This window comes from Agromyces sp. NSFZ (assembly GCF_056156205.1).
The window spans coordinates 2,606,102-2,628,002 of record NZ_CM149585.1 but is presented as its reverse complement, the minus strand read 5'-3'; the positions used below and the strand labels follow the sequence as shown (position 1 = coordinate 2,628,002).

At 71.5% G+C, this 21,901-nt stretch carries 19 protein-coding genes; 12 read left to right on the top strand and 7 right to left on the bottom strand.

Features of this window, described 5'->3' with window-relative positions; all coding sequences use genetic code 11:
- Position 1 precedes the first annotated feature (1 nt).
- Positions 2 to 979, top strand: coding sequence for a bifunctional DNA-formamidopyrimidine glycosylase/DNA-(apurinic or apyrimidinic site) lyase (gene mutM / locus ACVFI9_RS12335; RefSeq protein ID WP_474766249.1), 978 nt, complete (start codon positions 2 to 4; stop codon positions 977 to 979).
- On the opposite strand, the gene ACVFI9_RS12330 is transcribed toward mutM, so the two are convergent.
- On the bottom strand, positions 861 to 1,997 hold the full coding sequence (locus ACVFI9_RS12330) for a GNAT family N-acetyltransferase (RefSeq protein WP_474762513.1): 1,137 nt from the start codon (positions 1,995 to 1,997) through the stop codon (positions 861 to 863). The two genes, mutM and ACVFI9_RS12330, sit on opposite strands and share 119 nt — an antisense overlap.
- Before the next feature lie 166 nt (positions 1,998 to 2,163).
- Here ACVFI9_RS12330 and smc point away from each other — a divergent pair, with 166 nt between their 5' ends.
- Positions 2,164 to 5,682, top strand: coding sequence for a chromosome segregation protein SMC (gene smc / locus ACVFI9_RS12325; RefSeq protein WP_474762512.1), 3,519 nt, complete (start codon positions 2,164 to 2,166; stop codon positions 5,680 to 5,682).
- Positions 5,683 to 5,884: 202 nt separating this feature from the next.
- Here the strand turns inward: smc and ACVFI9_RS12320 are convergent, their stop codons facing one another.
- Positions 5,885 to 7,549, bottom strand: coding sequence for an alpha-amylase family protein (locus ACVFI9_RS12320; protein WP_474762511.1), 1,665 nt, complete (start codon positions 7,547 to 7,549; stop codon positions 5,885 to 5,887).
- A complete protein-coding gene (locus ACVFI9_RS12315) occupies positions 7,546 to 8,514 on the bottom strand; it encodes a TIGR03885 family FMN-dependent LLM class oxidoreductase (protein WP_474762510.1) in 969 nt (322 codons plus the stop codon). The genes ACVFI9_RS12320 and ACVFI9_RS12315 overlap by 4 nt, the downstream gene beginning before the upstream one ends.
- Positions 8,515 to 8,589: 75 nt before the next feature.
- On the opposite strand from ACVFI9_RS12315, the gene ftsY reads away from it, so the two are divergent.
- The 3 genes from ftsY to ffh are packed head-to-tail and all read left to right on the top strand — an operon-like array spanning position 8,590 to position 11,576.
- The gene (gene ftsY, locus ACVFI9_RS12310; protein ID WP_474762509.1) at positions 8,590 to 9,465 is read left to right on the top strand and encodes a signal recognition particle-docking protein FtsY; all 876 of its coding nucleotides are present in this window, start codon (positions 8,590 to 8,592) and stop codon (positions 9,463 to 9,465) included.
- Between the two features lie 10 nt (positions 9,466 to 9,475).
- Positions 9,476 to 9,958 (top strand): DUF2004 domain-containing protein, encoded by a 483-nt coding sequence (locus ACVFI9_RS12305; protein ID WP_474762508.1) that lies wholly within the window; start codon positions 9,476 to 9,478, stop codon positions 9,956 to 9,958.
- A 34-nt stretch (positions 9,959 to 9,992) separates the two neighbouring features.
- Entirely contained in the window at positions 9,993 to 11,576 is a 1,584-nt protein-coding gene (gene ffh / locus ACVFI9_RS12300) for a signal recognition particle protein (RefSeq protein WP_474762507.1), read from the top strand.
- Here ffh and ACVFI9_RS12295 read toward each other — a convergent pair whose 3' ends face one another.
- The 3 genes from ACVFI9_RS12295 to ACVFI9_RS12285 are packed head-to-tail and all read right to left on the bottom strand — an operon-like array spanning position 11,577 to position 14,933.
- On the bottom strand, positions 11,577 to 12,254 hold the full coding sequence (locus ACVFI9_RS12295) for a DUF305 domain-containing protein (protein ID WP_474762506.1): 678 nt from the start codon (positions 12,252 to 12,254) through the stop codon (positions 11,577 to 11,579).
- Positions 12,251 to 14,116, bottom strand: coding sequence for an LVIVD repeat-containing protein (locus ACVFI9_RS12290; RefSeq protein ID WP_474762505.1), 1,866 nt, complete (start codon positions 14,114 to 14,116; stop codon positions 12,251 to 12,253). The genes ACVFI9_RS12295 and ACVFI9_RS12290 overlap by 4 nt, the downstream gene beginning before the upstream one ends.
- 4 nt (positions 14,117 to 14,120) lie before the next feature.
- Positions 14,121 to 14,933, bottom strand: coding sequence for a spermidine synthase (locus ACVFI9_RS12285; protein ID WP_474762504.1), 813 nt, complete (start codon positions 14,931 to 14,933; stop codon positions 14,121 to 14,123).
- Between the two features lie 166 nt (positions 14,934 to 15,099).
- Here ACVFI9_RS12285 and ACVFI9_RS12280 point away from each other — a divergent pair, with 166 nt between their 5' ends.
- Complete coding sequence (locus ACVFI9_RS12280; protein WP_474762503.1) at positions 15,100 to 16,122, top strand: lipid II:glycine glycyltransferase FemX; 1,023 nt, start codon at positions 15,100 to 15,102, stop codon at positions 16,120 to 16,122.
- A 93-nt stretch (positions 16,123 to 16,215) separates the two neighbouring features.
- Positions 16,216 to 17,649 carry a GH1 family beta-glucosidase gene (locus tag ACVFI9_RS12275; RefSeq protein WP_474762502.1) on the top strand — a complete coding sequence of 478 codons (1,434 nt, stop codon included), beginning with the start codon at positions 16,216 to 16,218 and terminating at the stop codon, positions 17,647 to 17,649.
- Here ACVFI9_RS12275 and ACVFI9_RS12270 read toward each other — a convergent pair.
- Positions 17,621 to 18,781 (bottom strand): glutamate--cysteine ligase, encoded by a 1,161-nt coding sequence (locus tag ACVFI9_RS12270; protein ID WP_474762501.1) that lies wholly within the window; start codon positions 18,779 to 18,781, stop codon positions 17,621 to 17,623. The two genes, ACVFI9_RS12275 and ACVFI9_RS12270, sit on opposite strands and share 29 nt — an antisense overlap.
- 221 nt (positions 18,782 to 19,002) lie before the next feature.
- Here ACVFI9_RS12270 and rpsP point away from each other — a divergent pair, with 221 nt between their 5' ends.
- The 5 genes from rpsP to ACVFI9_RS12245 all read left to right on the top strand — a co-directional run bounded on the left by rpsP (position 19,003) and on the right by ACVFI9_RS12245 (position 21,873).
- A complete protein-coding gene (gene rpsP, locus ACVFI9_RS12265) occupies positions 19,003 to 19,422 on the top strand; it encodes a 30S ribosomal protein S16 (protein ID WP_474762500.1) in 420 nt (139 codons plus the stop codon).
- A gap of 3 nt (positions 19,423 to 19,425) precedes the next feature.
- Positions 19,426 to 19,662: an RNA-binding protein gene (locus ACVFI9_RS12260; protein ID WP_136709415.1), complete on the top strand. Its 237-nt coding sequence runs from the start codon at positions 19,426 to 19,428 to the stop codon at positions 19,660 to 19,662.
- Position 19,663: 1 nt separating this feature from the next.
- Positions 19,664 to 20,281 (top strand): ribosome maturation factor RimM, encoded by a 618-nt coding sequence (rimM, locus tag ACVFI9_RS12255; RefSeq protein WP_474762499.1) that lies wholly within the window; start codon positions 19,664 to 19,666, stop codon positions 20,279 to 20,281.
- Positions 20,282 to 20,290: 9 nt separating this feature from the next.
- Positions 20,291 to 21,001 carry a tRNA (guanosine(37)-N1)-methyltransferase TrmD gene (gene trmD, locus ACVFI9_RS12250; protein ID WP_474762498.1) on the top strand — a complete coding sequence of 237 codons (711 nt, stop codon included), beginning with the start codon at positions 20,291 to 20,293 and terminating at the stop codon, positions 20,999 to 21,001.
- A 110-nt stretch (positions 21,002 to 21,111) separates the two neighbouring features.
- On the top strand, positions 21,112 to 21,873 hold the full coding sequence (locus ACVFI9_RS12245) for a sirohydrochlorin chelatase (protein ID WP_474762497.1): 762 nt from the start codon (positions 21,112 to 21,114) through the stop codon (positions 21,871 to 21,873).
- Positions 21,874 to 21,901 lie beyond the last annotated feature (28 nt).

Genomic DNA, 21,901 nt, shown 5'->3' with positions numbered 1-21,901 from the left:
CGTGCCCGAGCTGCCAGAGGTCGAGGTCGTCCGCGCCGGGCTCGCGCCGGCGGTCACCGGGGCGCTGGTGACCTCGGTCGAGGTGCTCGACTCCCGTGCGCTCACCCGGCACGACGCGGCATCCGGCGACTTCGAACGACTCGTTACCGGTGCGCGCCTCGAGGCCGCCGTCCGCCGTGGCAAGTTCCTCTGGCTGCCGTTCGGCGACGGTCGCGCGATCGTCGGCCATCTCGGCATGAGCGGGCAGCTGCTGCTGCGCACCGCCGACCACCCGGGCGACGACCGGCACGCCCGCATCCGCCTGCACCTCGAGCATCCCGAGCAGGGGGAGCTGCGCGTCGACTTCGTCGACCAGCGCACGTTCGGCTCGCTCGCGGTCGACCGGCTCGTGCCGACCGACGACGGCGAGGTGGCCGGCTTCTCGGGCGACGTCACCGGATCGTGGGCGCGGTCGATCCCGACGCAGGTCGCGCACATCGCGCGTGATCCGCTCGACCCCGCGTTCGACGACCGCGCCTTCCTCGACGCGTTCGGTCGACGCTCCTCCGGGGTGAAGCGCGTGCTGCTCGACCAGAACCTGGTGAGCGGCATCGGCAACATCTACGCCGACGAAGCGCTCTGGGCGGCCCGGCTGCACGGCGAGCAACCCGCCGCGTCCATCTCGCGTCGGCGTGCCCGAGAGCTCCTCGCCGCCGTGCGGGACGTGCTCGGCAAGGCGCTCGCCGAGGGCGGCACGAGCTTCGACGCGCAGTACGTCAACGTCAACGGCGCATCGGGCTACTTCGCGCACTCGCTGAACGCCTACGGCCGAGCCGGCCTGCCGTGCCCGCGCTGCGGCACGCCCATGGTGCGCGAGGCGTTCATGAACCGGTCGTCGCATCGGTGCCCGCGCTGCCAGCCGCTGCGGCGGCCGAGGTCGCCTCGAGGCGCTGCCACGTCGACTCCAGTGCGAACGGACGGAAGCCCAGCGCCACGTTGATCGCGAGCATGTGCTCGTTCTCGTCGGCGTTCCACGTGTAGATGCGATCGCGCGACGGATCGACCTCGGCGAGTGCGACCAGGTTGGCGAGCTTCAACCGCATCCCCAGCCGGTGCCCGCGGTGCGGAGCGACGACGATCGTGTCCCACTGCTCGACCGCCGGAGAGTCGGGCAACAACGACAGTTCGGTGAAGCCGGCGACCTCGCCGCCGGGGGCCAGTGCGACGACGTTCAGGTGCGTGCGGCCCACCTCCCGCGCGCGGCGCTCGCCGTCGCGGATGCGCGACGCGTCCCACCGCTCGAGCCCCCAGGCGATCGCCCCCGCCGGCGGGTCGGTCGACATGCGCTCGTGCGCGATCGCGAGCGAATCGAGGAGCTCATCGGGGGCGGCATCCTGCCAGGCCACGAGTCGGTAGTCGTCGGATGCCTGCTCGAGCAGGGCGTCGAGCAGCCGCCGGAACTCGTCGCCCCGCCCGGCGACGTCCATGGCGCTCACCCGGTACAGCTGGCCGAGGGCGTATCCGTGCGCGAGCGCGAGGCGGGCCGCCGGCGCATCGGCCGCGATGTCCGCGTCGCCCTGCGGCGCACGGAGCCGTGGCCCGCTCGTCTCGCCGGCCTCGATCGGGTGGTCGGCCGAGAGCACGGTGGTGGGACGTCCGGCCGCGTGCGCGGCCTCCTCGGCGGCGGCGAGCAGCCTCGAGCCGATGCCCTCGCGGCGGCGGTCGGGTTCGACGCCCAGCGCCTCGATGTACGCCGTGACCGCGTCCTCGTCGAGCTCCCACTGCACCTCGGCGAGGCCGACCAGCCGGCCGTCGTCGAAGGCGCCGATCGCGGTGTACCGCGTGAACTCGGTGCGGCGCAGGTCGTGCAGCACCTGCAGCGGCCTGCGGGTCAGGTCGGGCGTGCCGAGGGTCTCCTCGTCGAGACGTCGCAGGAGCGCCACGTAGGCGGCCAGCTCGCCGTCACCGGGTGCGCCGACGTGCCGGGGGAGACGGATCGGACGGATGTCGACGCTCATGCGTCCCCCTCTCCGTCCTCGACGCAGCCGCCCAGACTAACGCCGGCGCGACGTCGCCGGCAAGGGGCGGATCGGGCCGTCGACGGCGCGCGCGGCCGGGCGCGGCACGCCGACTCGGGTACGCTGCTGCGAGGCATCCGCACCATCGAGCCGAACCCGGGGGAGCATGTACCTCAAGAGCCTGACGCTGAAGGGATTCAAGTCCTTCGCGCAGCCGACGACGTTCGCGTTCGAACCGGGCGTCACCTGCATCGTCGGCCCCAACGGCTCGGGCAAGTCCAACGTCGTCGACGCGCTCGCGTGGGTCATGGGGGAGCAGGGCGCGAAGACGCTGCGCGGCGGCAAGATGGAGGACGTCATCTTCGCGGGCACCGCCACGCGGGGTCCGCTGGGACGCGCCGAGGTGAGCCTCACGATCGACAATGCCGACGGCGCACTCCCCATCGAGTACAGCGAGGTGACCATCTCGCGCACGCTCTTCCGCAACGGCGCGAGCGAGTACGCCATCAACGGCGAGACGTGCCGGTTGCTCGACGTGCAGGAACTGCTGAGCGACTCGGGGCTCGGGCGCGAGATGCACGTGATCGTCGGGCAGGGCCAGCTCGATGCGGTGCTGCATGCGAGCGCCGAGGATCGCCGCGGCTTCATCGAGGAGGCCGCCGGCATCCTGAAGCACCGTCGGCGCAAGGAGAAGACGCTCCGCAAGCTCGACGCCATGCAGGCGAACCTCACCCGCCTCTCCGATCTCGCCGGCGAACTCCGCCGCCAGTTGAAGCCCCTCGGCCGTCAGGCCGAGGTCGCACGCGAGGCGGCCACCATCGCCGCCGTCGTGCGCGACGCCAGGGCGCGCCTGCTCGCCGACGAGGTCGTCGGCCTGCGTCGCGCGCTCGACGAGCACGGCCGCAGCGAGCACGAACGCCACAGCGAACGCCTCGTGCTGCAAGACGAGCTCGAACAGCACCAGGCGCGGGTCGACCGGCTCGAGGCCACCTACCTGGGCGACGACGTCGACGCGGCACGATCGACGAGCCACGCGCTCGAATCCGCCCAGGAACGCCTGCGCGCCCTCGATGCCCTCGCCCGGCAGCGGATCGCCCTGCTCAGCGCCGAGGCGCAGCCCAGCGACGTGGCGCCGACCGTGACCCGCACCATGATCGAGGAGGCGACGGGCGGGCTCGACGCGTTCACCCGAGCCGTCGCCGACGCGGCATCCGGCTTGGAGGCCGCCGTCGCCGCGACTCGCGCCGCACGTGAGGGGCTCGACGTCATCGACGAGGAGATCGCCGTGCAGAGTGCGCGCGTGACGGCGTACGACCTCGAGCTCTCGAAGCTCGCCGGACAGGCCGACAGCGCCGCCTCGAAGGTCGCCGCGGTGCGCGGCGAGGTGCTGCGGCACGCGAACGCGCTCGAGGCGGCTGCCGGTCGGCGAGCCGCCGCCGCGACCGAGCTCGCCAGGGCCGAGGCGGAGGCGGAGGCGGGTGACGGCGCCGAGACCGACCTCGACGAGGCGTACGAACTCGCGCAGGCCGCGGTCTTCGAGGCCGAGGCCGAGATCGAGCGGATCCGGGAGGAGCTGCACACGGGGGAGCGGGAGCAGGGCGCGCTCGCCGCCCGCTCCGCCGCGTTGTCGCTCGCCCTCGATCAGAAGGACGGTTCGGCCGCCCTCGTCGAGGCGCGCGTCGACGGCGTGCGCGGGCTGCTCGCCGAGTCGCTGCAGGTCGAGCCCGGGTACGAACCGGCGATCGCGGCCGCGCTCGGATCGCTCGCCGACGCCGTCCTCGTCGACGATCGGGCCGCCGCGTTCCGGGCACTCGAGCACGCCGAGCACGCCGAACTGGGCCGCGTCGCGCTCGCCGTTGCCGACCCAGGCCGGGCGTCGCAGCGCCCGCCGGCCGCCGACGGGCTCGTGCCGGCGGCCGACGTGGTCACGGCGCCCGACGGTGTGCTGGCGCTCCTCGCCGAGGTGCTCATCGCCGACGACCTCGCCGCAGCCCGCGCCGCCGAATCGGCGCTCGGTCGCCTCGATGGGCCGGTGACCGTCATCACGAGGGACGGCACGGTCGTCGGCCGCTACGTCATCCGCGGCGGTACAGGCCGCGAGCAGAGCCGTATCGAGCTGCTCGCCGAGCGCGACCGTGCCGTCGCCCGGCTCGACGAGGTGCGCGCCGGCATCGAGCGCTCCCGGTTCGAGCTCGGCGAGCAGCGCACGATCCTCGAACATTCGAAGGAACAGGCGAAGGCCGCGCTCGCCGCGCTTCGCGAGTTCGACGCGAGGCTCGCGCAGCGCACCGAGCAGCTGAACCGGGCCCGTGTGCAGGCCGAGGCGGTCGACGCCGAGACCGAGCGGCTCCAGCAGGCCGCGGCCGGAGCCCAGGAGCGGGTCGACGCGGCCGAGCAGGTCGCCGAGGCGGCGAAGTCGGCGCTCGACGCCGCGAAGTCGGTCGCACGCCCCGTGCTCGACGCGTCGGCACGCGATGGCGCGCTCGCCGCGCTCGAGCAGGCCCGCGAGCGCGAGGTCGAGGCGAGGCTCCGGCTCGAGACGGCCAAGGAGCGCGTGCGCGCCGAGGAGGCACGCGTGCGCGCCATGGAGCGCCAGTTCGAGGCGGAGCAGCAGGCTGCAGCGGATGCCGCGCGCCGGGCGGTGGTACGCCGGGCGCAGCTCGCGGCGGCCACGGGCGTCGCGGAGTCGCTGCCCGCGGCACTCGCGTCCGTCGACGCCTCGGTCGCGGAGGCCCGCGTCGCCCTCGGCCGCGCCGAGGCCGAGCGGGCGAGCCGCAACGAGGAACTGCAGCGGGTGCGCCGGCAGGAGGCCGCCGTGCGCGAGCGCCTGCACGCCGTCACCGAGGACGTGCACGGCCTCGAGCTGCGCATCTACGAGAAGAAGCTGCACGTGGCCGGACTCGTCGAACGCGCCGAATCCGAGCTCGGGCTCACCGAGGGCGTGCTCATCGCCGAGTACGGGCCCGAGGTGCCGGTGCCCGCCGAGCGGGAGGACGACGAGCCGCGCCCGTTCGTGCGCGACGAACAGCAGCGCCGACTGCAGGCCGCCGAGCGGAAGCTCGCCCAGCTCGGGCGGGTGAACCCGCTCGCACTCGAGGAGTTCGCGGCGCTCGAGCAGCGCCACCAGTTCCTCACCGAGCAGCTCACCGACCTCGCGAACACGCGCCGGGACCTGCTGACCATCATCGAGGAGATCGACGGGAAGATGGAGGCGATCTTCCGCGGAGCCTTCGAGGACACGCGGGAGGCGTTCAGCGAGGTGTTCCCCGTGCTCTTCCCGGGCGGCACCGGCAGCATCTCGCTCACGGATCCCGACAACATGCTCACCACGGGCATCGAGGTGAGCGTGAAGCCCGCCGGCAAGAAGATCGAGCGCCTGTCGCTGCTCTCTGGCGGCGAGCGCTCGCTCGCCGCGGTGGCCCTGCTCATTGCGATCTTCAAGGCGCGGCCGAGCCCGTTCTACATCATGGACGAGGTCGAGGCGGCGCTCGACGACGCCAACCTGGGCCGGCTCCTCACCACGCTCGAGGACCTCCGGGAGTCGAGCCAGCTCATCGTCATCACGCACCAGAAGCGCACGATGGAGATCGCCGATGCGCTCTACGGCGTCTCGATGCGCCAGGACGGCGTTTCGGCCGTCGTGGGCCAGCGGGTTCGCGAGGAGCGCGAGCCGAAGGCGAGCTGACCCGCCCCCTGGTTGGCTGGGCAGAATTCAGGAACGTCTGCGACCTCGCCACGGATGCTGCGATGAAGTGGCGTGCAGCCGCGGCATCCGTGATGCTCCCGCGCAGTATCGCAGGATCTGCGGATGCCGCAGCTGCACGCCCGCCCCGTTCCTGAATTCCGAACGGGGGTGGGTCATGCGCGACCCGGTGGGCGGCCACCCGTCAGGTGAGCCGCCGGTCGTCGGGCTCGACGACGCGGAACCACCGATAGCCGTAGGCGTCGAGGTGCACGTCGATGCGTCCGCTCTCCTCGAGCGGGAAGGTGTCGATCGCGAACAGGTCCGAGAGCACGGTGCCGGATGCCACGGCGCCGAGCGCCAGCGGCACGACGGTGGGCCTCGGGGCGAAGTTGTGCACCGCGACGAAGCGACCGACATCAGCCGTGATGCGGTGCGCCAGCACGGCGTCCTGGCCGGTCTCGAGCACCTCGGGGACGCCCCAGCCGATCTCGGGCGAGCCGCGGTACCGCACCGCCAGCTCGCGGATGAACGCGAGCAGCGAGTCGGGGTCGTGCATCTGCGCCTCGACGTTGATGTGCTGGGGCGCATAGCCGTCGGTCGGCGGCTTGGCCGTGAGCCTGCGCAGCGGGGCGCGCGAGAATCCGCCGTTCGCCTCGTCGGTCCACTGCATCGGGGTGCGCACGGCCTGCCGCCCCGGCTGCTCGCCGTTCTCGCCCATGCCGATCTCCTCGCCGTAGAACAGCACCGGGGTTCCGGGCAGCGAGAAGAGGAGGCTGTAGACCATGCGGACCCGACGCGGGTCCCCGTCGAGCATCGGAGGAAGTCGCCGCACGATGCCGCGCCCGTAGACGCGCATCCAGTCCTCCGGCGCGAACGCCTCGAACACCTCATCGCGCTCGGACTCCGAGAGCTTGTCGAGGGTGAGCTCGTCGTGGTTGCGCACGAAGTTCGCCCACTGCGCCTCGGGTTCGAGCTGCGGACGCTTCGCGAGCGACGCGGCGAGCGGACGGGCGTCCTCCCTGGCCAGTGAGAGGTAGAGCGCCTGCATGCCCAGGAAGTCGAACTGCATGGTGAGCTCGGGCGCCTGGCCGGGCCGCCCGAAGTAGTCGAGCTGCTGGTCGAACGGCAGGTTCACCTCGCCGAGCAGCACCGCCTCGCTCGAGCGCCGCTGCAGGAAGCGGCGGAGGTCGCGCAGGATCTCGTGCGGGTCGCCGAGGTCGACGCCCTGCGGCGGCTCGATCAGGAACGGCACGGCATCCACCCGGAAGCCGGAGATGCCGAGTTGCAGCCAGAACCCGATCGTCTTCGCGATCTCGTCGCGCACCGCCGGGTTGGCGATGTTGAGGTCGGGCTGGTGGCGGTAGAAGCTGTGCAGGTAGTACTGCCCGGTGCGTTCGTCGAGCTCCCACACGCTCTGCTCCTCGCCGGGGAACACGGTCTGCGCCTGCTGCTTCGGCGGCTCGTCGACCCACACGTAGTAGTCCCGGAACGGCGCCGTGCGACTTCGCCTCGCGGACTTGAACCACGGATGCCGGTCGGAGGTGTGGTTCATCACGAAGTCGATGATCACCCGCATGCCGCGGTCCCGCGCCGTGCGGGTGAGCTCGGCCACGTCGCCGAGCGAGCCGAGGCGTGGATCGACGCCGAAGAAGTCGGTGATGTCGTATCCATCGTCCCGATCGGGCGTCGGCTGGAACGGCATCAGCCAGATGCAGGTGACGCCGAGTTCGGCGAGGTGGTCGAGTCGGTGGGCGAGTCCCTCGAAGTCGCCGTAGCCGTCGTCGTTCCAGTCCATGAACGTCTCGATGTCGAGACAGTAGACGACGGCGTTCTTCCACCAGAGGTCGCTGCGATCGGTGATCTTCATGCCCGCACCGCCTTCAGCTGGGGCAGCACGCGTTCGCCGAACGCATGGATGAACGCATCCTGCTCGGTGCCGACGTGGTGCAGGTAGATGCGGTCGACGCCGAGTTCGGCGATGCCCGCCAGGTGGTCGAGATGTCGTGACGTGTCGGCCGAGGCGACCAGGGTCTCGGCGACCTGCTCGGGCGTGGCATCCTGCGTCCGCTCGTCGAACTCCTCGGGCTTGGCGAGTTCCCAGGCGAGGTGCGCGGGCACGAGGCTCTGCCGCCACTGGTCGTGCGCGATCGCGACCGCCTCGTCATCGGACGGTGCCCAGCTCAGGTGCACCTGCACGGCGATGGGTCCGCGGCCGCCGGCGTCCCGGTACGTGTCCATCACCTGGCGGAGCACGTCGGGAGACTGGTCGATGGTGATGATGCCGTCGGCCCAGGCGGCGGCCTCTGCGGCGGTCTCGGTGCTCACCGCGGCCGCGAGGAGCGGCGGCGTCATGTCCGGCAGGCTCCAGATGCGAGCCCGGTCGACGCGAACCAGGCCGTCGGCGGAGACCTCCTCGCCCGCGAGCAGGCGACGCATCACGTCGATGGTCTCGACGAGGCGCGCGTCGCGCACCTCCTTCTCGGGCCAGGGGTCTCCGGTGACGTGCTCGTTCACCGCCTCGCCGCTGCCGATCGCGGCCCAGAACCGACCGGGGAACATCTCCCCGAGGGTGGCGATCTTCTGCGCGGCGATGGCCGGGTGGTACCGCTGCCCGGGCGCGGTCACCACGCCCAGCGAGAAGCGGGTGGCTTCGAGCGCGGCGCCGAGCCAGCTCCACGCGTAGCCGGAGTGACCCTGGCGCACGCTCCACGGCTCGAGGTGGTCGCTGCACATGGCCGCGTCGAAGCCCGCTTCCTCGGCCTGCCGGACGGCGTGCAGGAGGCGGCTGGGCGGGAGTTGTTCGTGCGAGGCGTGGAATCCCACGATCGTCATGCGGAGTCCTTCCATTCGAGTCGAGGGTCCCGTGGACCGGCGGGGGCGACAACCCCTTGCAATAGGCTCGTGGGCATGGCAGAACGCGCATCCTGGTCGCTCGGCGCGGCCCTCCGCGGGGTCTTCGGAGCGAGGACGATCGACGAGGACACGTGGGACGACCTCGAGTCGGCCCTCATCCGCGCCGACTTCGGCCCCGCGATCACCGAGGAGATCGTCGACGACATCAAGGCGCAGGTGGAGCGGTATCGCACGACCGACCCCCGCGATGTCCAGCGGATGCTGCGCGAGCACATCGAGGAGCGCCTCGCGAAGTACGACCCGACGCTGAAGCTCACCGAGCGCCCGGCCGTCGTGCTCGTGGTGGGCGTCAACGGAGTCGGCAAGACCACGACGATCGGCAAGTTCGCGAAGTTCCTGCGCAACTACGACCGCACGGTGCTCGTCGGTGCCGCCGACACGTTCCGCGCCGCGGCCGTCGACCAGCTGGCGACGTGGGCCGAGCGCGCCGGGGCAGACATCGTGCGTCCCGAGCGCGAGGGCCAGGACCCCGCATCCGTCGCCTTCCAGACGGTCGAGCAGGCCAAGCGCGACGGCATCGAGATCGTCATCATCGACACGGCCGGCCGCCTGCACACCAAGGGCGGGCTCATGGACGAGCTCGGCAAGGTCAAGCGCGTCGTCGAGAAGCAGGCGCCGATCAGCGAGGTGCTGCTCGTGCTCGACGCGACGACCGGGCAGAACGGGCTGGCCCAGGCGGAGGCGTTCATCGAGCACGGCGGCGTGACCGGCCTCGTGCTCACGAAGCTCGACGGCAGCGCCAAGGGCGGCTTCGTGCTCGCCGTGCAGGAGAAGACCGGGCTCCCGATCAAGCTCATCGGCCAGGGCGAGGGCATCGGCGACCTCACGGGGTTCACGCCGCACGTCTTCGCGCAGAAGCTCGTCGGATAGGGGGAGACCAATGGCCATCGAACACGACTACTTCGGCCTCATCGGCGACTACTGGTCGGAGCGCAAGGAGTACGGCGATCAAGACGTCGAGGTCGTGCTCGACGCCGATGCCGACACGGTCTCCTCGGCCGCGCTCGACGCCGCGGCCGTCATGGTCGGCGAACTCGAGCTCATCGACGACGAGTTGCGCACGGCGTTCGTGACGCAGCTCGACTCGGGCTCGAGCACGGTGTCGCGATTCCTGCGTGCCGTACTCGAGGGCGAGGGGGCGGATGCCGCGGAGGCGGCGATCTCGCGCGACTCGGGCGACCGCGACATCGACGCGCTGCGCTCCCTGAGCCTCGTGCGCGTCGACCTGCGCCCCGATGCCGACGGCGACGGCGAGGTGTTCGCGGAGTTCGAGTACGGCCTCGCGCCCGAGGACCTCGATGCCCGCCTCGTCGTCTCGCTCGACATCGGCCGCGAGATCGTGGACGTGCGCTTCGACGGCTGACCGCCCGGCGGGTCCGCTTAGACTGGTCAGCACCATGGCTACCTTCGGAAACCTGTCTGACCGCCTCGCCGAGACCTTCAAGAACCTCCGCACCAAGGGCAAGCTGTCGGCGGCCGACGTCGACGGCACCGTGCGTGAGATCCGCCGCGCGCTGCTCGACGCCGACGTCGCGCTCGAGGTGGTCAAGCAGTTCACGGCGCACGTGCGCGAACGTGCGCTCGGCGATGAGGTCAACCGCGCGCTGAACCCCGCGCAGCAGGTCGTGCAGATCGTGAACGAGGAGCTCGTGGGCATCCTCGGCGGTGAGCAGCGCCGCCTGCAGTTCGCGAAGAACCCGCCCACCGTCATCATGCTCGCGGGCCTGCAGGGTGCCGGTAAGACGACCCTCGCGGGCAAGCTCGCGAAGTGGCTCGTGAAGGACGGCCACACCCCCATGCTCGTCGCCGCCGACCTCCAGCGGCCGAACGCCGTGAACCAGCTGCAGGTCGTGGGCGGCCAGGCCGGCGTCGCCGTCTTCGCGCCCGAACCCGGCAATGGCGTGGGCGACCCCGTGAAGGTCGCGAAGGACGCCATGCAGCAGGCGACGCGCGCCCAGCACGATGTGGTCATCATCGACACCGCCGGCCGGCTCGGCGTCGACGCCGAGATGATGAAGCAGGCCGCCGACATCCGCAGGGCCACGAACCCCGACGAGGTGCTGTTCGTCATCGACGCGATGATCGGCCAGGACGCCGTCACCACCGCGAAGGCCTTCCAGGACGGCGTCGACTTCACGGGCGTCGTGCTGTCGAAGCTCGACGGCGACGCCCGCGGCGGCGCCGCGCTCAGCGTGGCCTCCGTCACCGGCCGGCCGATCATCTTCGCCTCGACGGGTGAGGGCCTCGACGACTTCGAACCGTTCCACCCCGACCGCATGGCGAGCCGCATCCTCGACCTCGGCGACATCCTCACCCTCATCGAGCAGGCCCAGCAGGCCTTCGACGAGGAGGAGGCGCTGAAGGTCGCCGAGAAGCTCGCGACCGAGCAGTTCACGCTCGAGGATTTCCTCGCCCAGATGCAGCAGCTCCGCGGTGCCGGCTCGATCAAGAAGATGCTCGGCATGCTGCCGGGTGCCGGCGGCATGAAGCAGCAGCTCGAGAACTTCGACGAGCGCGAGATCGTGCGCACCGAGGCGATCATCCAGTCGATGACCCCGTCCGAGCGGCGGAACCCCAAGCTCCTGAACGGTTCGCGACGCCTGCGCATCGCGAGGGGCTCCGGCATGACGGTCACCGACGTGAACCAGCTCGTGCAGCGGTTCGAGCAGGCCGCCAAGATGATGAAGACCGTCGCGCGCGGCGGGGTTCCGCAGATCCCCGGCATGGGTCCCATCCCGGGCGCGGGCGGCTACGGCGGCGGCAAGCGCCAGGCCGCGAAGGGCAAGAAGAAGTCGGGTTCGGGTTCGCGATCGGGCAACCCCGCGAAGCGGGCCGCTGAGAACGCGGCGATCGCGTCGGGTGCGCCGGTCGGCCAGGCTTCGGCACCGGCAGGGTCGGGCTTCGGCCTCGGCGGCGGCCGCGCCAAGGGCGCGCCGAGCGAGGAGGAGCTCGCCGCCCTGCAGAAGATGCTCGGCCGCTGATCAGCCGTCGGTCTCGGTGAGACGGGCCTCGATCTCGCGCATCCGGTCGACCTCGATCGCCTGAGCCTGCGCGATCGCACGCGCCCAGCGTGCGACGGCCGGATCGCCGGTCTCGGCGAGCCGTGCCTCGGCCATCTCGACGGCCCCGAGATGGTGCGGCACCATGGCGGCGAGGAAGAGCTCGTCGAACGCCCGGCCGTCGAGTTCCGCGGCGCGGTCGAGCGTCGAGCGGCTGATCTCGCCGCGCATGGCCACGTCGTGGTCGTGGTCGATGCCGCCGAGGTCGTCGCTTCGACGCCGCTCGAGCCAGGAGCGCATGGACGCCGCCTCGGCGGCCTGGGTGACGAGCATGCGACTCGCGAGGTCGGCGAGCTCCTCATCGCCGGCGCGGGACGCCGCGAGTTCCGTGAGCTCCACCGCCTGCTCATGATGCACGACCATCGCCTCGAGGAACGCGACGTCGGCCGCGGTGGCCTCCTCGCCGGAGGTCGGGGCGTCGTTGCTGCGGGTGGACGGCGACCCGCCCGGCGGAGCCGGTGTGACGAACACGGTCGCCGCGGTGGGCTCGACGGATCCGGCGGTGCAGGCCGAGAGCGCGAGGAGCGTCGAGACAGCCGAGGCCGCGGTGCCGAACCCGATCCGGCGCGACCGCGGCGGTCGCGGCATCCGCTCGGTCACGACACGCCCCGGCGGCGACGCACGAGGACCGCGGCGGCGACAGCGACGACGGCGAGGAGCAGCCCGGCGGTCGCGGCGAACGGCCACCACGGCAGTCGACCGTCGGCAGATGCCGGGCGCGGCGCTCGGGCGGGATCGGCCACCTCCAGGGTGCCGATCGCGATCCGCGGCGCGGACCGGTCGCCCCGCACCGCGAGGTCGTAGCGCCCGGCTTCGAGCGGGCCCGGGAGCGTGACCTCGGTCGCGGCCAACGACCCGTCGGCGCCGGCTGCGACCGTCGCGAGCACGGCCTGGCCCGGCATCCACCAGACATCGGCCGTCTCGCCCGGCTCGAGCGACCCGGGCGGCAGCGCGACGGTCACCGTGGCGGTGTCGGCCGGCTCGACGGTCGACGGCGACACCGTGAGGGTCTCGAGCGGTGCCCGGTCGGCTTCCGTCGTCGGTACCACAGGCGCCTCGCGCCACACCCACGCATAGCCGGGCTGCGTCTGCGGGTTGAGACCGCTGTCGTCGTAGCGCGCGGCGTCGGCGAACATCGGGTCGGTGAGGCGCAGGACCTCGAGGCCCTCGTACATGTCGCTGGCGAAGAGGTACCCGCGATACGGATACACCGACCAGATGCCCGCCGTGTAGTCCATCGAGTAGCCGTAGTCTGGACGGTCGAACCACGTGAGCTCGACGGGCGCGGCGGGATCGCTGAAGTCGATCACCGAGACGCCGCCCTCGAGCCAGGCCTGCGCCACGATGAACCGGTCGGGGACCGGCACGAGGCCACCCGAGTGGGCCACGCACTTCTCGAGGTCGGACTGTGTGCGCGGCAGCTTGTACGTGCCGGCCTTGGTCAACCCGTCGGGCCCGACGAGCCACACCGCGTCGGCGCCGCGGTCCGCACCGAACGCGGGCGAGCACGTGTTGATGAACCCGTCGCCGAGCTCGTCCTGGAACACGATGCGCGTGGCGTCGTGGTCGAAGATGCCCGAGTGCCAGAACGCGACCGCCGGATCCCGCACGCGCTGCAGCACCGCGGGAGCGAGGGGGTCGGCGATCGAGAGCAGCAGCCCGTCGCCGCGGCACGCCGCCACGGCGAGGCCCTTCGCGGGATACGCGGTGATGTCGTGGCATCCGGTCGTCGACCTCGTCTCGGCCCCGCCGGCCACCCGGTCCTCGGGTCCGAAGGCGGTCGTGTCGTCGAACAGGTCGAGCTCGGCCACGACGCCCGCGCGCTGCGGATCGTCGAACGGGATCTCGACGACCTGCAGCGGATTGCGGCCCGTGCAGTTGAGGGAGGCACCGCGGCTGTACGCGTTGACGTAGACGAAGACGCGGTCGGCACCGGCCGGGTCGGGCACGATCGTGTGCGTATGCGACCCGCACCGCGTGCGCACGGCCGCCACGTACTGGGGATCGCGCGGGTCGGCGAGGTCGAAGACGCGGAGACCCTCCCAGTTCGGCTCGGTCTCGGGCACGCGACCCGCCTGGCACGAGTCGTCGGACATGGTCTCGTCGATGGAGACGATGACGAGGTTCCCGACCGCGCTGATGTCGCCCTGCCCGCCGGGACAGGAGACGGCGCTGAGCAGTTCGGGAGCCGTCGGATCCGCGATGTCCCACACCGAGAACCCCGCGTAGTTGCCCTGCACGAGGTGATCGCCGGTGAACGCGAGGTCGGAGTTGATGAAGTCGGGGTCGTCGCCCTGCCGGAACGGGTTGTCGCGGTGCGCCACCCATTCCAGCCCGGGGCCGATCGAGGGCTCGCGATCGTTCGGCTGCGCCGCTGCGGGGGGCACCAGCACCGCGGCGCCGAGCGCGACGGCCGTTGCCGCCGCTGCCGGCCACCGACGCCGCGGGCCGCCATCACGCATGGCGTCAGGCTGCGGCGTCGCCGTCGTGGCGGGCCTGCGCGCCCGCGACGAAATCGTCGTAGGACGTGCCGCGGAGCAGGGCGATCGGGCGTGGGCCGTCGCTCGCTCCTCGTGCCATGGCGTCGGCATCGAAGGGAGTGTCGGATGCCACGAACACGACGTTGCCGAGGCTCTCATCGGCCACGACCGGCGGCGCGGCGAGCGCCACGGTCTCGGGGAAGACGGAGGCGAGTGTGGCGGCGACCTCCCGGCTCATCGAGAGGCCGCTCGTGGCGAGCGTGTTGACGACGACGAGCCCGCCGGGCGCGAGGAGCCCGCGGAGCGCCGCGAAGAATTCCGCGGTCGACATGTGCCGCGGGGAGACGCTGCCCGAGAACACGTCGACGACGGCGAGGTCGTAGCCGTCGCCGGCGCGGATCGAACGCTCGACCGCCGCGCGTCCGTCGTCGTACTCGACGGTGAGGTCGAGGGCGTCGTCGAGCGGCAGCGTTCCGAGCACGAACTCGAGCAGTTCGCGGTGGAGCTCGACCACGTGCTGCGAGGACCCCGGCCGGGTCGCCCCGAGGTACCGCGGGATCGTGAGCGCGCCCGCTCCGAGGTGCAGCGCCCTGATCGGAGCGCCGAGCTCGCGGCATCCGTCGATCACCGCCGCGATCATGCGCGTGTACTCGAGCTGCAGGTCGTTGGGGTCGCGCGGATTCACGTGCGACTGCGTGATGCCCTCGACGAGGAGCGAGTAGCCCCCCTTCGTGCCACGGCCCGGCAGCAGTTGCGCACGCACGTGCTCGCCATCGAGTTCGAGTCGCGGATCGCCCATGCGACCACCCTAGGTCGACCGCAACCGGCTGACCAGACGGCGCGGCGATGTCGCAGGTCTCGGGGCGGGGGTTCCCGAATCGACGCGGGCAGCGCCTATGATGTGCGCCAAGGGCTCGCTTCCGACGTCGGGGGCAGATCGCACGATGCCGGGGTGGGAGGCAACGGTGCAGAACGCGCAGGCACAGCAGACGGCGGTCGGTTGGGACGACCGGGTGCTCGGTGCGCACACGCTCCCGCACTTCATGCAGTCGAGCACGTGGGCGCGGTTCCGCGCGAGCGGGCCCTGGAGGGTCTCCGAGCGAGACCTCGGGCTCGAGCGGAGCCATCCCGTGCTGTCGTACGAGCGCGACGCCGAGGGATTCGGCACGTTGCGGCACCTGCCGCGGGTGAGCGGCATCGACCCCGACGAAGTCGCCCGCATCACCGAGCGCCTGCGTGCCGACGGCGGCTCGGCGTTCGCGACGAAGATCGAAGTGCACCAGCCCCGCGACGAGCGGCTCGTCGCGGCCTTCGCCGCGAACGGCTGGCAGCCGACGCGGGCGTCCCAGTACCGTCACGCCGTCGTCGTGGACACCTCCCGGGGCGAGGAGGAACTGCTCGCGGGCATGAAGAAGCGGGCACGCGCGGAGATCCGCATCGCCGAACGCCACGGCGTGATCGCCGAGCGCGTGGAGCTCACTGCGGAGAACCGCCGGTGCATGCTCGAGCTCGTGCGCGAGACCGAGGAGCGCTCGGGCGCGTTCTTCCGTGGCGCCGAGTACCTCGAGCGGGTCTGGAGCGCGTTCGATGCCGACGGTCGCGGGCGGTTGTACTTCGCCCGGCACGAGGGCCGGGTGGTCTCGGGGGCGTTCGTCGCGCTCTTCGGCGACGGCGCATGGTACAAGGACGGCGGCTCGCGACGCGACCTTCCGCAGCTCATGGCATCGCGGTACCTGCAGTGGGCCATCATGCGCGAGCTCGCGACGGCCGGCATCGCACGATACGACCTCGGTCACGTGCCGCCCGTGAACGAGCCGGACGCACCGGGCCAGGGCGTGCTGACCTTCAAGAGCGCCTTCGCCCGGGACGTGCTCGAGTACATGCCCGCCTTCCAGCTCTCGCACGCGGAGTGCGCGGAGGCGTGGCGTCGCGGCGAGGGCGAGTTCATCGCCGCACACCGCGCACGCACCGGAGACTACTGGTACTGAGCCGCGTCAGGCGCCGCGGGCCCGGTCATGCCCGCGCGCTACAGTGAGGCGGTGCGGCAGCGGATGTCGCCACCGACGACTTGGAGCACGACCATGACGACCGGCAACGCCGACTACCGCGATTCCGGCCTGGCGTTCCCCGCTGACTTCCTGTTCGGTTCGGCGACCGCGTCGTACCAGATCGAGGGCGCGGTGCACGAGGACGGGCGCGGGCCGTCGATCTGGGACACCTTCAGCCACACGCCCGGCATGGTCTGGAACGACGACAACGGCGACCGGGCCTGCGACCACTATCACCGGATGGAGTCGGACCTCGACCTCATGGTCGAGCTCGGGCTCGAGGCGTACCGGTTCTCGATCGCCTGGCCACGCATCCAGCCCACCGGACGGGGGCCGGCCAACGAGGCGGGCCTGGCGTTCTACGAGCGCCTCGTCGACGGACTCATCGCCCGCGGCATCCGGCCCATCGCGACGCTCTACCATTGGGATCTGCCGCAGGCCCTCGAGGACGAGGGCGGCTGGACGAACCGCGCGACGGCCGAGGCGTTCGCCGACTACGCCCGCATCGTGGGCGAGCGCCTCGGTGATCGTGTCGCCCTCTGGACGACCCTCAACGAGCCGTGGTGCAGCGCCTACCTCGGCTACGGCTCGGGCGCGCACGCGCCGGGCCTCCTCGACGGCGCGAAGGCGCTCGCCGCGGTGCATCACCTGAATCTCGCGCACGGGCTGGCGATCTCGGCGCTGCGCGAGGTCGTCACGAACGACCCCGAATACTCGATCACGCTCAACCTGCACGTCATCCGCCCGTCGGGTCCCACCGGCCCCGAGGCGGCGCGTCGCATCGACGGGCTCGCGAACCGCGTCTTCCTCGGTCCCCTGCTCGAGGGCGAGTACCCGGTCGATGTCATCCAGGACACGGCGAAGATCACCGACTGGTCGTTCGTGCGGCCGGGTGACACCGAGCTCATCCGGCAGCCCATCGACCTGCTCGGCGTGAACTACTACTCGACGGTGACGGTCGAGATGTGGGACGGCGTGTCACCTCGCGTCCGCGCAGACGGGCACCAGGACCGGGGCGGCACGCCGTGGCCCGGATCGGAGGACGTCGAGTTCCTCCTGCAGCCCGGGCCGTACACCGCGATGGGCTGGAACATCGACCCGTCGGGACTCGAGGACCTCCTCGTGCACCTGCACGAGGCGTACCCGACGCTCCCGCTCATGGTGACCGAGAACGGGGCGGCCTTCGACGACGTGGTCACGCAGGAGCCCGATGGCCCGGCGGTGCACGACCTCGACCGCATCGACTACCTCCAGCGGCACTTCACGGCCGCCCACCGCGCGATGGCGCGCGGCGTCGACCTGCGCGGTTACCAAGTGTGGTCGCTGCTCGACAACTTCGAGTGGAGCTTCGGCTACTCCAAGCGGTTCGGCATCGTGCGCGTCGACTACGACACGTTCGAGCGGCTGCCGAAAGACAGCGCCAAGTGGTACTCGCGGCTCATCCGGGCCCGGGCGATCCCGGGCTGAGTCCCTCGCGCAGCTCACGCGAGAGGTGCGCGACGACGGCCGTGAGGTCGCCGCCGGCCGCCTCGGCGACCCGCAGCTGGCGCTGGTAGCTCGCGCCGCCGTCGAGCATCGTGCGCAGCTGCTGCAGCTCGGCGGCGCACCCGAGCCGGAGCGAGATCGGCACGAGCGTCGTGATGAGGTCGTGCAGGTCGTCGGTCACGAGCCGCTCGGTGCCCGCGACATCCGTGATGATCTCGGCGTCCATGCCGTAGCGCGCGGCCCGCCACTTGTTCTCGCGCACGTACCAGGGCTGCAGCACCGTGAGCGTGCCGCCCTCGTCGAGCCTGGTCGACATCCACTCCACGAGGCACTGCACGAGCGCGCCGATCGCCGCGATCTCCCATGCCGTCGAGACGCCGTCGCAGACCCGCACCTCGACGGTGCCCCAGCGCGGGGACGGCCGGATGTCCCAGCGCACCTCGGTGTGGTCCTCGATGACCCCGGTGCGCACGAGGTCGTCGACGAAGCGCTCGTACGCGGGCCAGTCGGCGAGCGGGTACGGCAGGCCCGCCGTCGGCAACTGCTGGAACATGAGCGCCCGATTCGAGGCGTAGCCGGTCTCGACACCCGCCCAGAACGGGCTCGACGCCGAGAGCGCCTGCAGGTGGGGGAGGTAGGCGAGCAGCCCGTCGACGATCGGCAGCGCCTTGTCGCGGTCCTCGATGCCGACGTGCACGTGCACGCCCCAGATCATCATGTTGCGCCCCCACCAGCGGGTGCGATCGATGAGCTTGTGGTACCGGGGCTTGTCGGTGAGGTGCTGGTCGTACCACTGGCTGTACGGGTGGGAGCCGCTGCAGATGAGTTCGTACTCGCCGAGTTCGTCGATCACCCTCCGTACCTCGGCGAGCTGCCCCTCGAGGTCGACGACGGCGCCCGCGACGTGCTCGTGCACCCCGCTCACGAGCTCGACCGTGTTGGTCAGCAGCTCCGAGGTGATCGACGGATGCCGCCCGCCCTCGCTCCTCGCGTCGAGCACCTCGAGCACCCGATCGCCGATCGACGCGAGCTCCCCGGTGGCCCGGTCGACGATCGCGACCTCCCACTCGAGGCCCACCGTGGACCGCGGCGACCTCGCGAACTCGATCTCCATGCGAGAACCCCCTCGGACGGCGGACGCATCGTTGTCGGCCCATCTTGGCACGCGACCCCGGCGATTATCCTTACGACGCGTTATCTGCAAGAATGGTCAGTCGAGTTCTGTACCGCCCGACCCTCTATCCGGCGCGCAGAACACTGTAGAGCTTCCGCCGAGTGTGCACCCCACGCTCACGGCTGTCAGTTCGCCAACCTCATCACATCATCAGGAGAATTGTGGCTGTCAAGATCCGTCTCAAGCGCCTCGGCAAGATCCGTGCGCCGTACTACCGCATCGTCGTCGCCGACTCGCGCACCAAGCGCGACGGTCGCGTGATCGAGGAGATCGGCAAGTACCACCCCACCGAGAACCCGTCGTTCATCGAGGTCGACTCCGACCGCGCCCAGTACTGGCTCTCGGTCGGCGCCCAGCCGACCGAGCAGGTCGCCGCGATCCTCAAGCTCACGGGTGACTGGGGCAAGTTCAAGGGCGACAAGAACGCCACCTCGAAGGTCCAGGTCGCCGAGCCCAAGACGGCGTTCGTCGCCGACGAGGCGAAGAAGCCCGTGCTGAAGCCCAAGGCCGAGAAGCCGGCGAAGACCGAGGCGCCTGCCGACGAGACCACTGCCGACGAGACCGCGACGGACGAGGCGTAGGCCTTGCTCCAGTCCGCGCTCGAACACCTCGTCAAGGGGATCGTCGATCACCCTGACGACGTGAAGGTCGTCGCAGCGTCGAGCGCACGCGGCGAGGTCCTCGAGGTTCACGTGAACCCCGAGGACCTCGGTCGCGTCATCGGTCGTGCCGGCCGCACGGCCAAGGCCCTCCGCACCCTCGTGACCGCACTCGCCGACGGCCGACGCGTCCGCGTCGACGTCGTCGACACCGACGACTGACGTGAGCGCCGCAGCCCGAACGCAGCTCCGGGTCGGCCGCCTCACGAAGGCGCACGGCCTGAAGGGCGCCCTCAAGCTCGAGCTCTACACCGACGACCCCGAGCGCCGCTTCGTGCCGGGCGCCGAGTTCTCGCTGCAGGTGCCGGCCGATTCGCCGTGGCACGGCAAGCACCTGAAGCTCCGCGAGCTCCGGTGGTACAACGGGCACCCCGTCGGGTTCTTCGAGGGCGTCGACGACCGCACGGCGGCCGAGAGCCTCGTGAAGGCGATCCTCTGGGTCGACCACGTCGACCAGGAGGAACCCGAACCCGATGCCTGGTACGACCACCAGCTCATCGGCCTCGCCGTGCTCCGCGACGGCGAGAGGGTCGGCGAGGTCCGCCACGTCGAGCACCTCCCCGCACAGGACCTCCTCATCGTGAAGACGCGCACCGGCGAGGTCATGGTGCCCTTCGTGCAGGCGATCGTCCCCGAGGTCGACCTGGCCGCCGGCACCGTGACCGTCACGCCCCCGGCCGGACTCTTCGAGGAACTGCCCGAGCCGGAGCCGGAGCAGGAGGCGGGGGCGGAGCCCGAACCCGCGGGCGAGCCGGCGCAGCCGTCCGACGCCGCCGAGTAGGTCGCTCGCATGCGGATCGACATCGTCACGATCTTCCCGTCGTTCTTCGACGTGCTCGACCTCTCGCTGCTCGGCAGAGCCAGGCAGACGGGTCTCATCGAGGTGGCCACGCACGACCTCCGCGACTTCACCCACGACCGGCACCGCACCGTCGACGACACGCCCTACGGGGGCGGCGCCGGCATGGTCATGAAGCCCGAGCCGTGGGGCGAGGCCCTCGACTCGATCGTCGGCGACGGGGCATCCGACGCCCTGCTCGTCGTGCCCTCGCCGGCCGGCGAGCCGTTCACGCAGGCCATCGCCCGCGAGCTCGCCGCCGAGGAGCACCTCGTGTTCGCATGCGGTCGATACGAGGGCATCGACCAGCGCGTCGTCGACCACTACGCCACGCGCATGCGCGTCCGCCTCATCAGCCTCGGCGACTACGTGCTGAACGGCGGCGAGGTCGCCGTCATGGCCATGATCGAGGCCGCGGGGCGACTCGTGCCCGGCGTGGTCGGCAACCCCGAGAGCCTCGTCGAGGAATCCCACGAGGACGGACTGCTCGAGTACCCGAGCTACACGAAGCCCGCCGTCTGGCGCGGACTCGAGGTGCCACCGGTACTGCTCTCGGGCCACCACGGCAACGTCGCCGCGTGGCGCCACGAGCAGCAGGTCGAGCGCACCGCCAAGGTGCGGCCGGAACTGCTCGGCGACGCACCCGCTGACGCCTCCGCGTGAGGCACTCTTCACCTGCCGGAAACACCCGGGTGCGGTTCGCGAAACACGCCGTGCATAGCGTCGAACCCGGCGGGTGAGACCGGATTCCGCCGGAAAGCGCGGGTTCGGAGATGGTCGGGTCGAGTGGTGCGGGCGTCCCGGCGGACCATCTCGGCGCCCATCCGCTCCGTCTCGTCGCCGTCACGCACGGCGCTCCGTCGGGGGCGAACCGCGAGGCCGTGATCCGCCTCGTCGACGGGGTGGCGTCCGAGCGCCCGGACCTCGACGTCTCGATCAGCTTCGTGGATGCCGCGAACGCGGATGTCGCGGCCGCCCTCGCCGCCGATTCCGAGCCCGACGCGGTCATCGTGCCCCTCGTGCTCTCGGCGGGATTCCACGTGCGCACCGGTCTCTCGCTCGGACTCGACCGCCTCGGCGGCGGCGCGCAGCTCGCGGCGGAGCTGGGGCCGGACGACCGGATCGTCGAGGTGCTCGTGGCGCGACTCGATCGCCTCGGCCTCGTCGACGGCGACGCCGTGCTCCTCGCCGCCGCAGGCTCCAACGACCCGCGGGCCGTACGGGAGTGCTTCGAGACCGCGAGGCGACTCGGGCAGCGCCTGGGTCGATCCGTCACCGTCGGCTTCATCGCCGCCGCCATCCCGCGGTTGCCCGACGCGATCGAGATGATCCGCGAGGTGCACCCCGGGTCACGCGTCGTGGTGGGGCCGTACCTGCTCGCGCCGGGCACCTTCTACGACGCGGCGGCTGCCGCCGGCGCCGATGCCGTCGCCGACCCCCTGCTGCTGCCCGACGAGCCCGCCGCGACCGAGCTCGTCGAGCTCGTGCTCGAGCGGTACGACACCGCCGACGCCGGCAGCCGAGAGCGGGCCTGACCGCGGATCGGTGCCGCGGTGCGCCTGC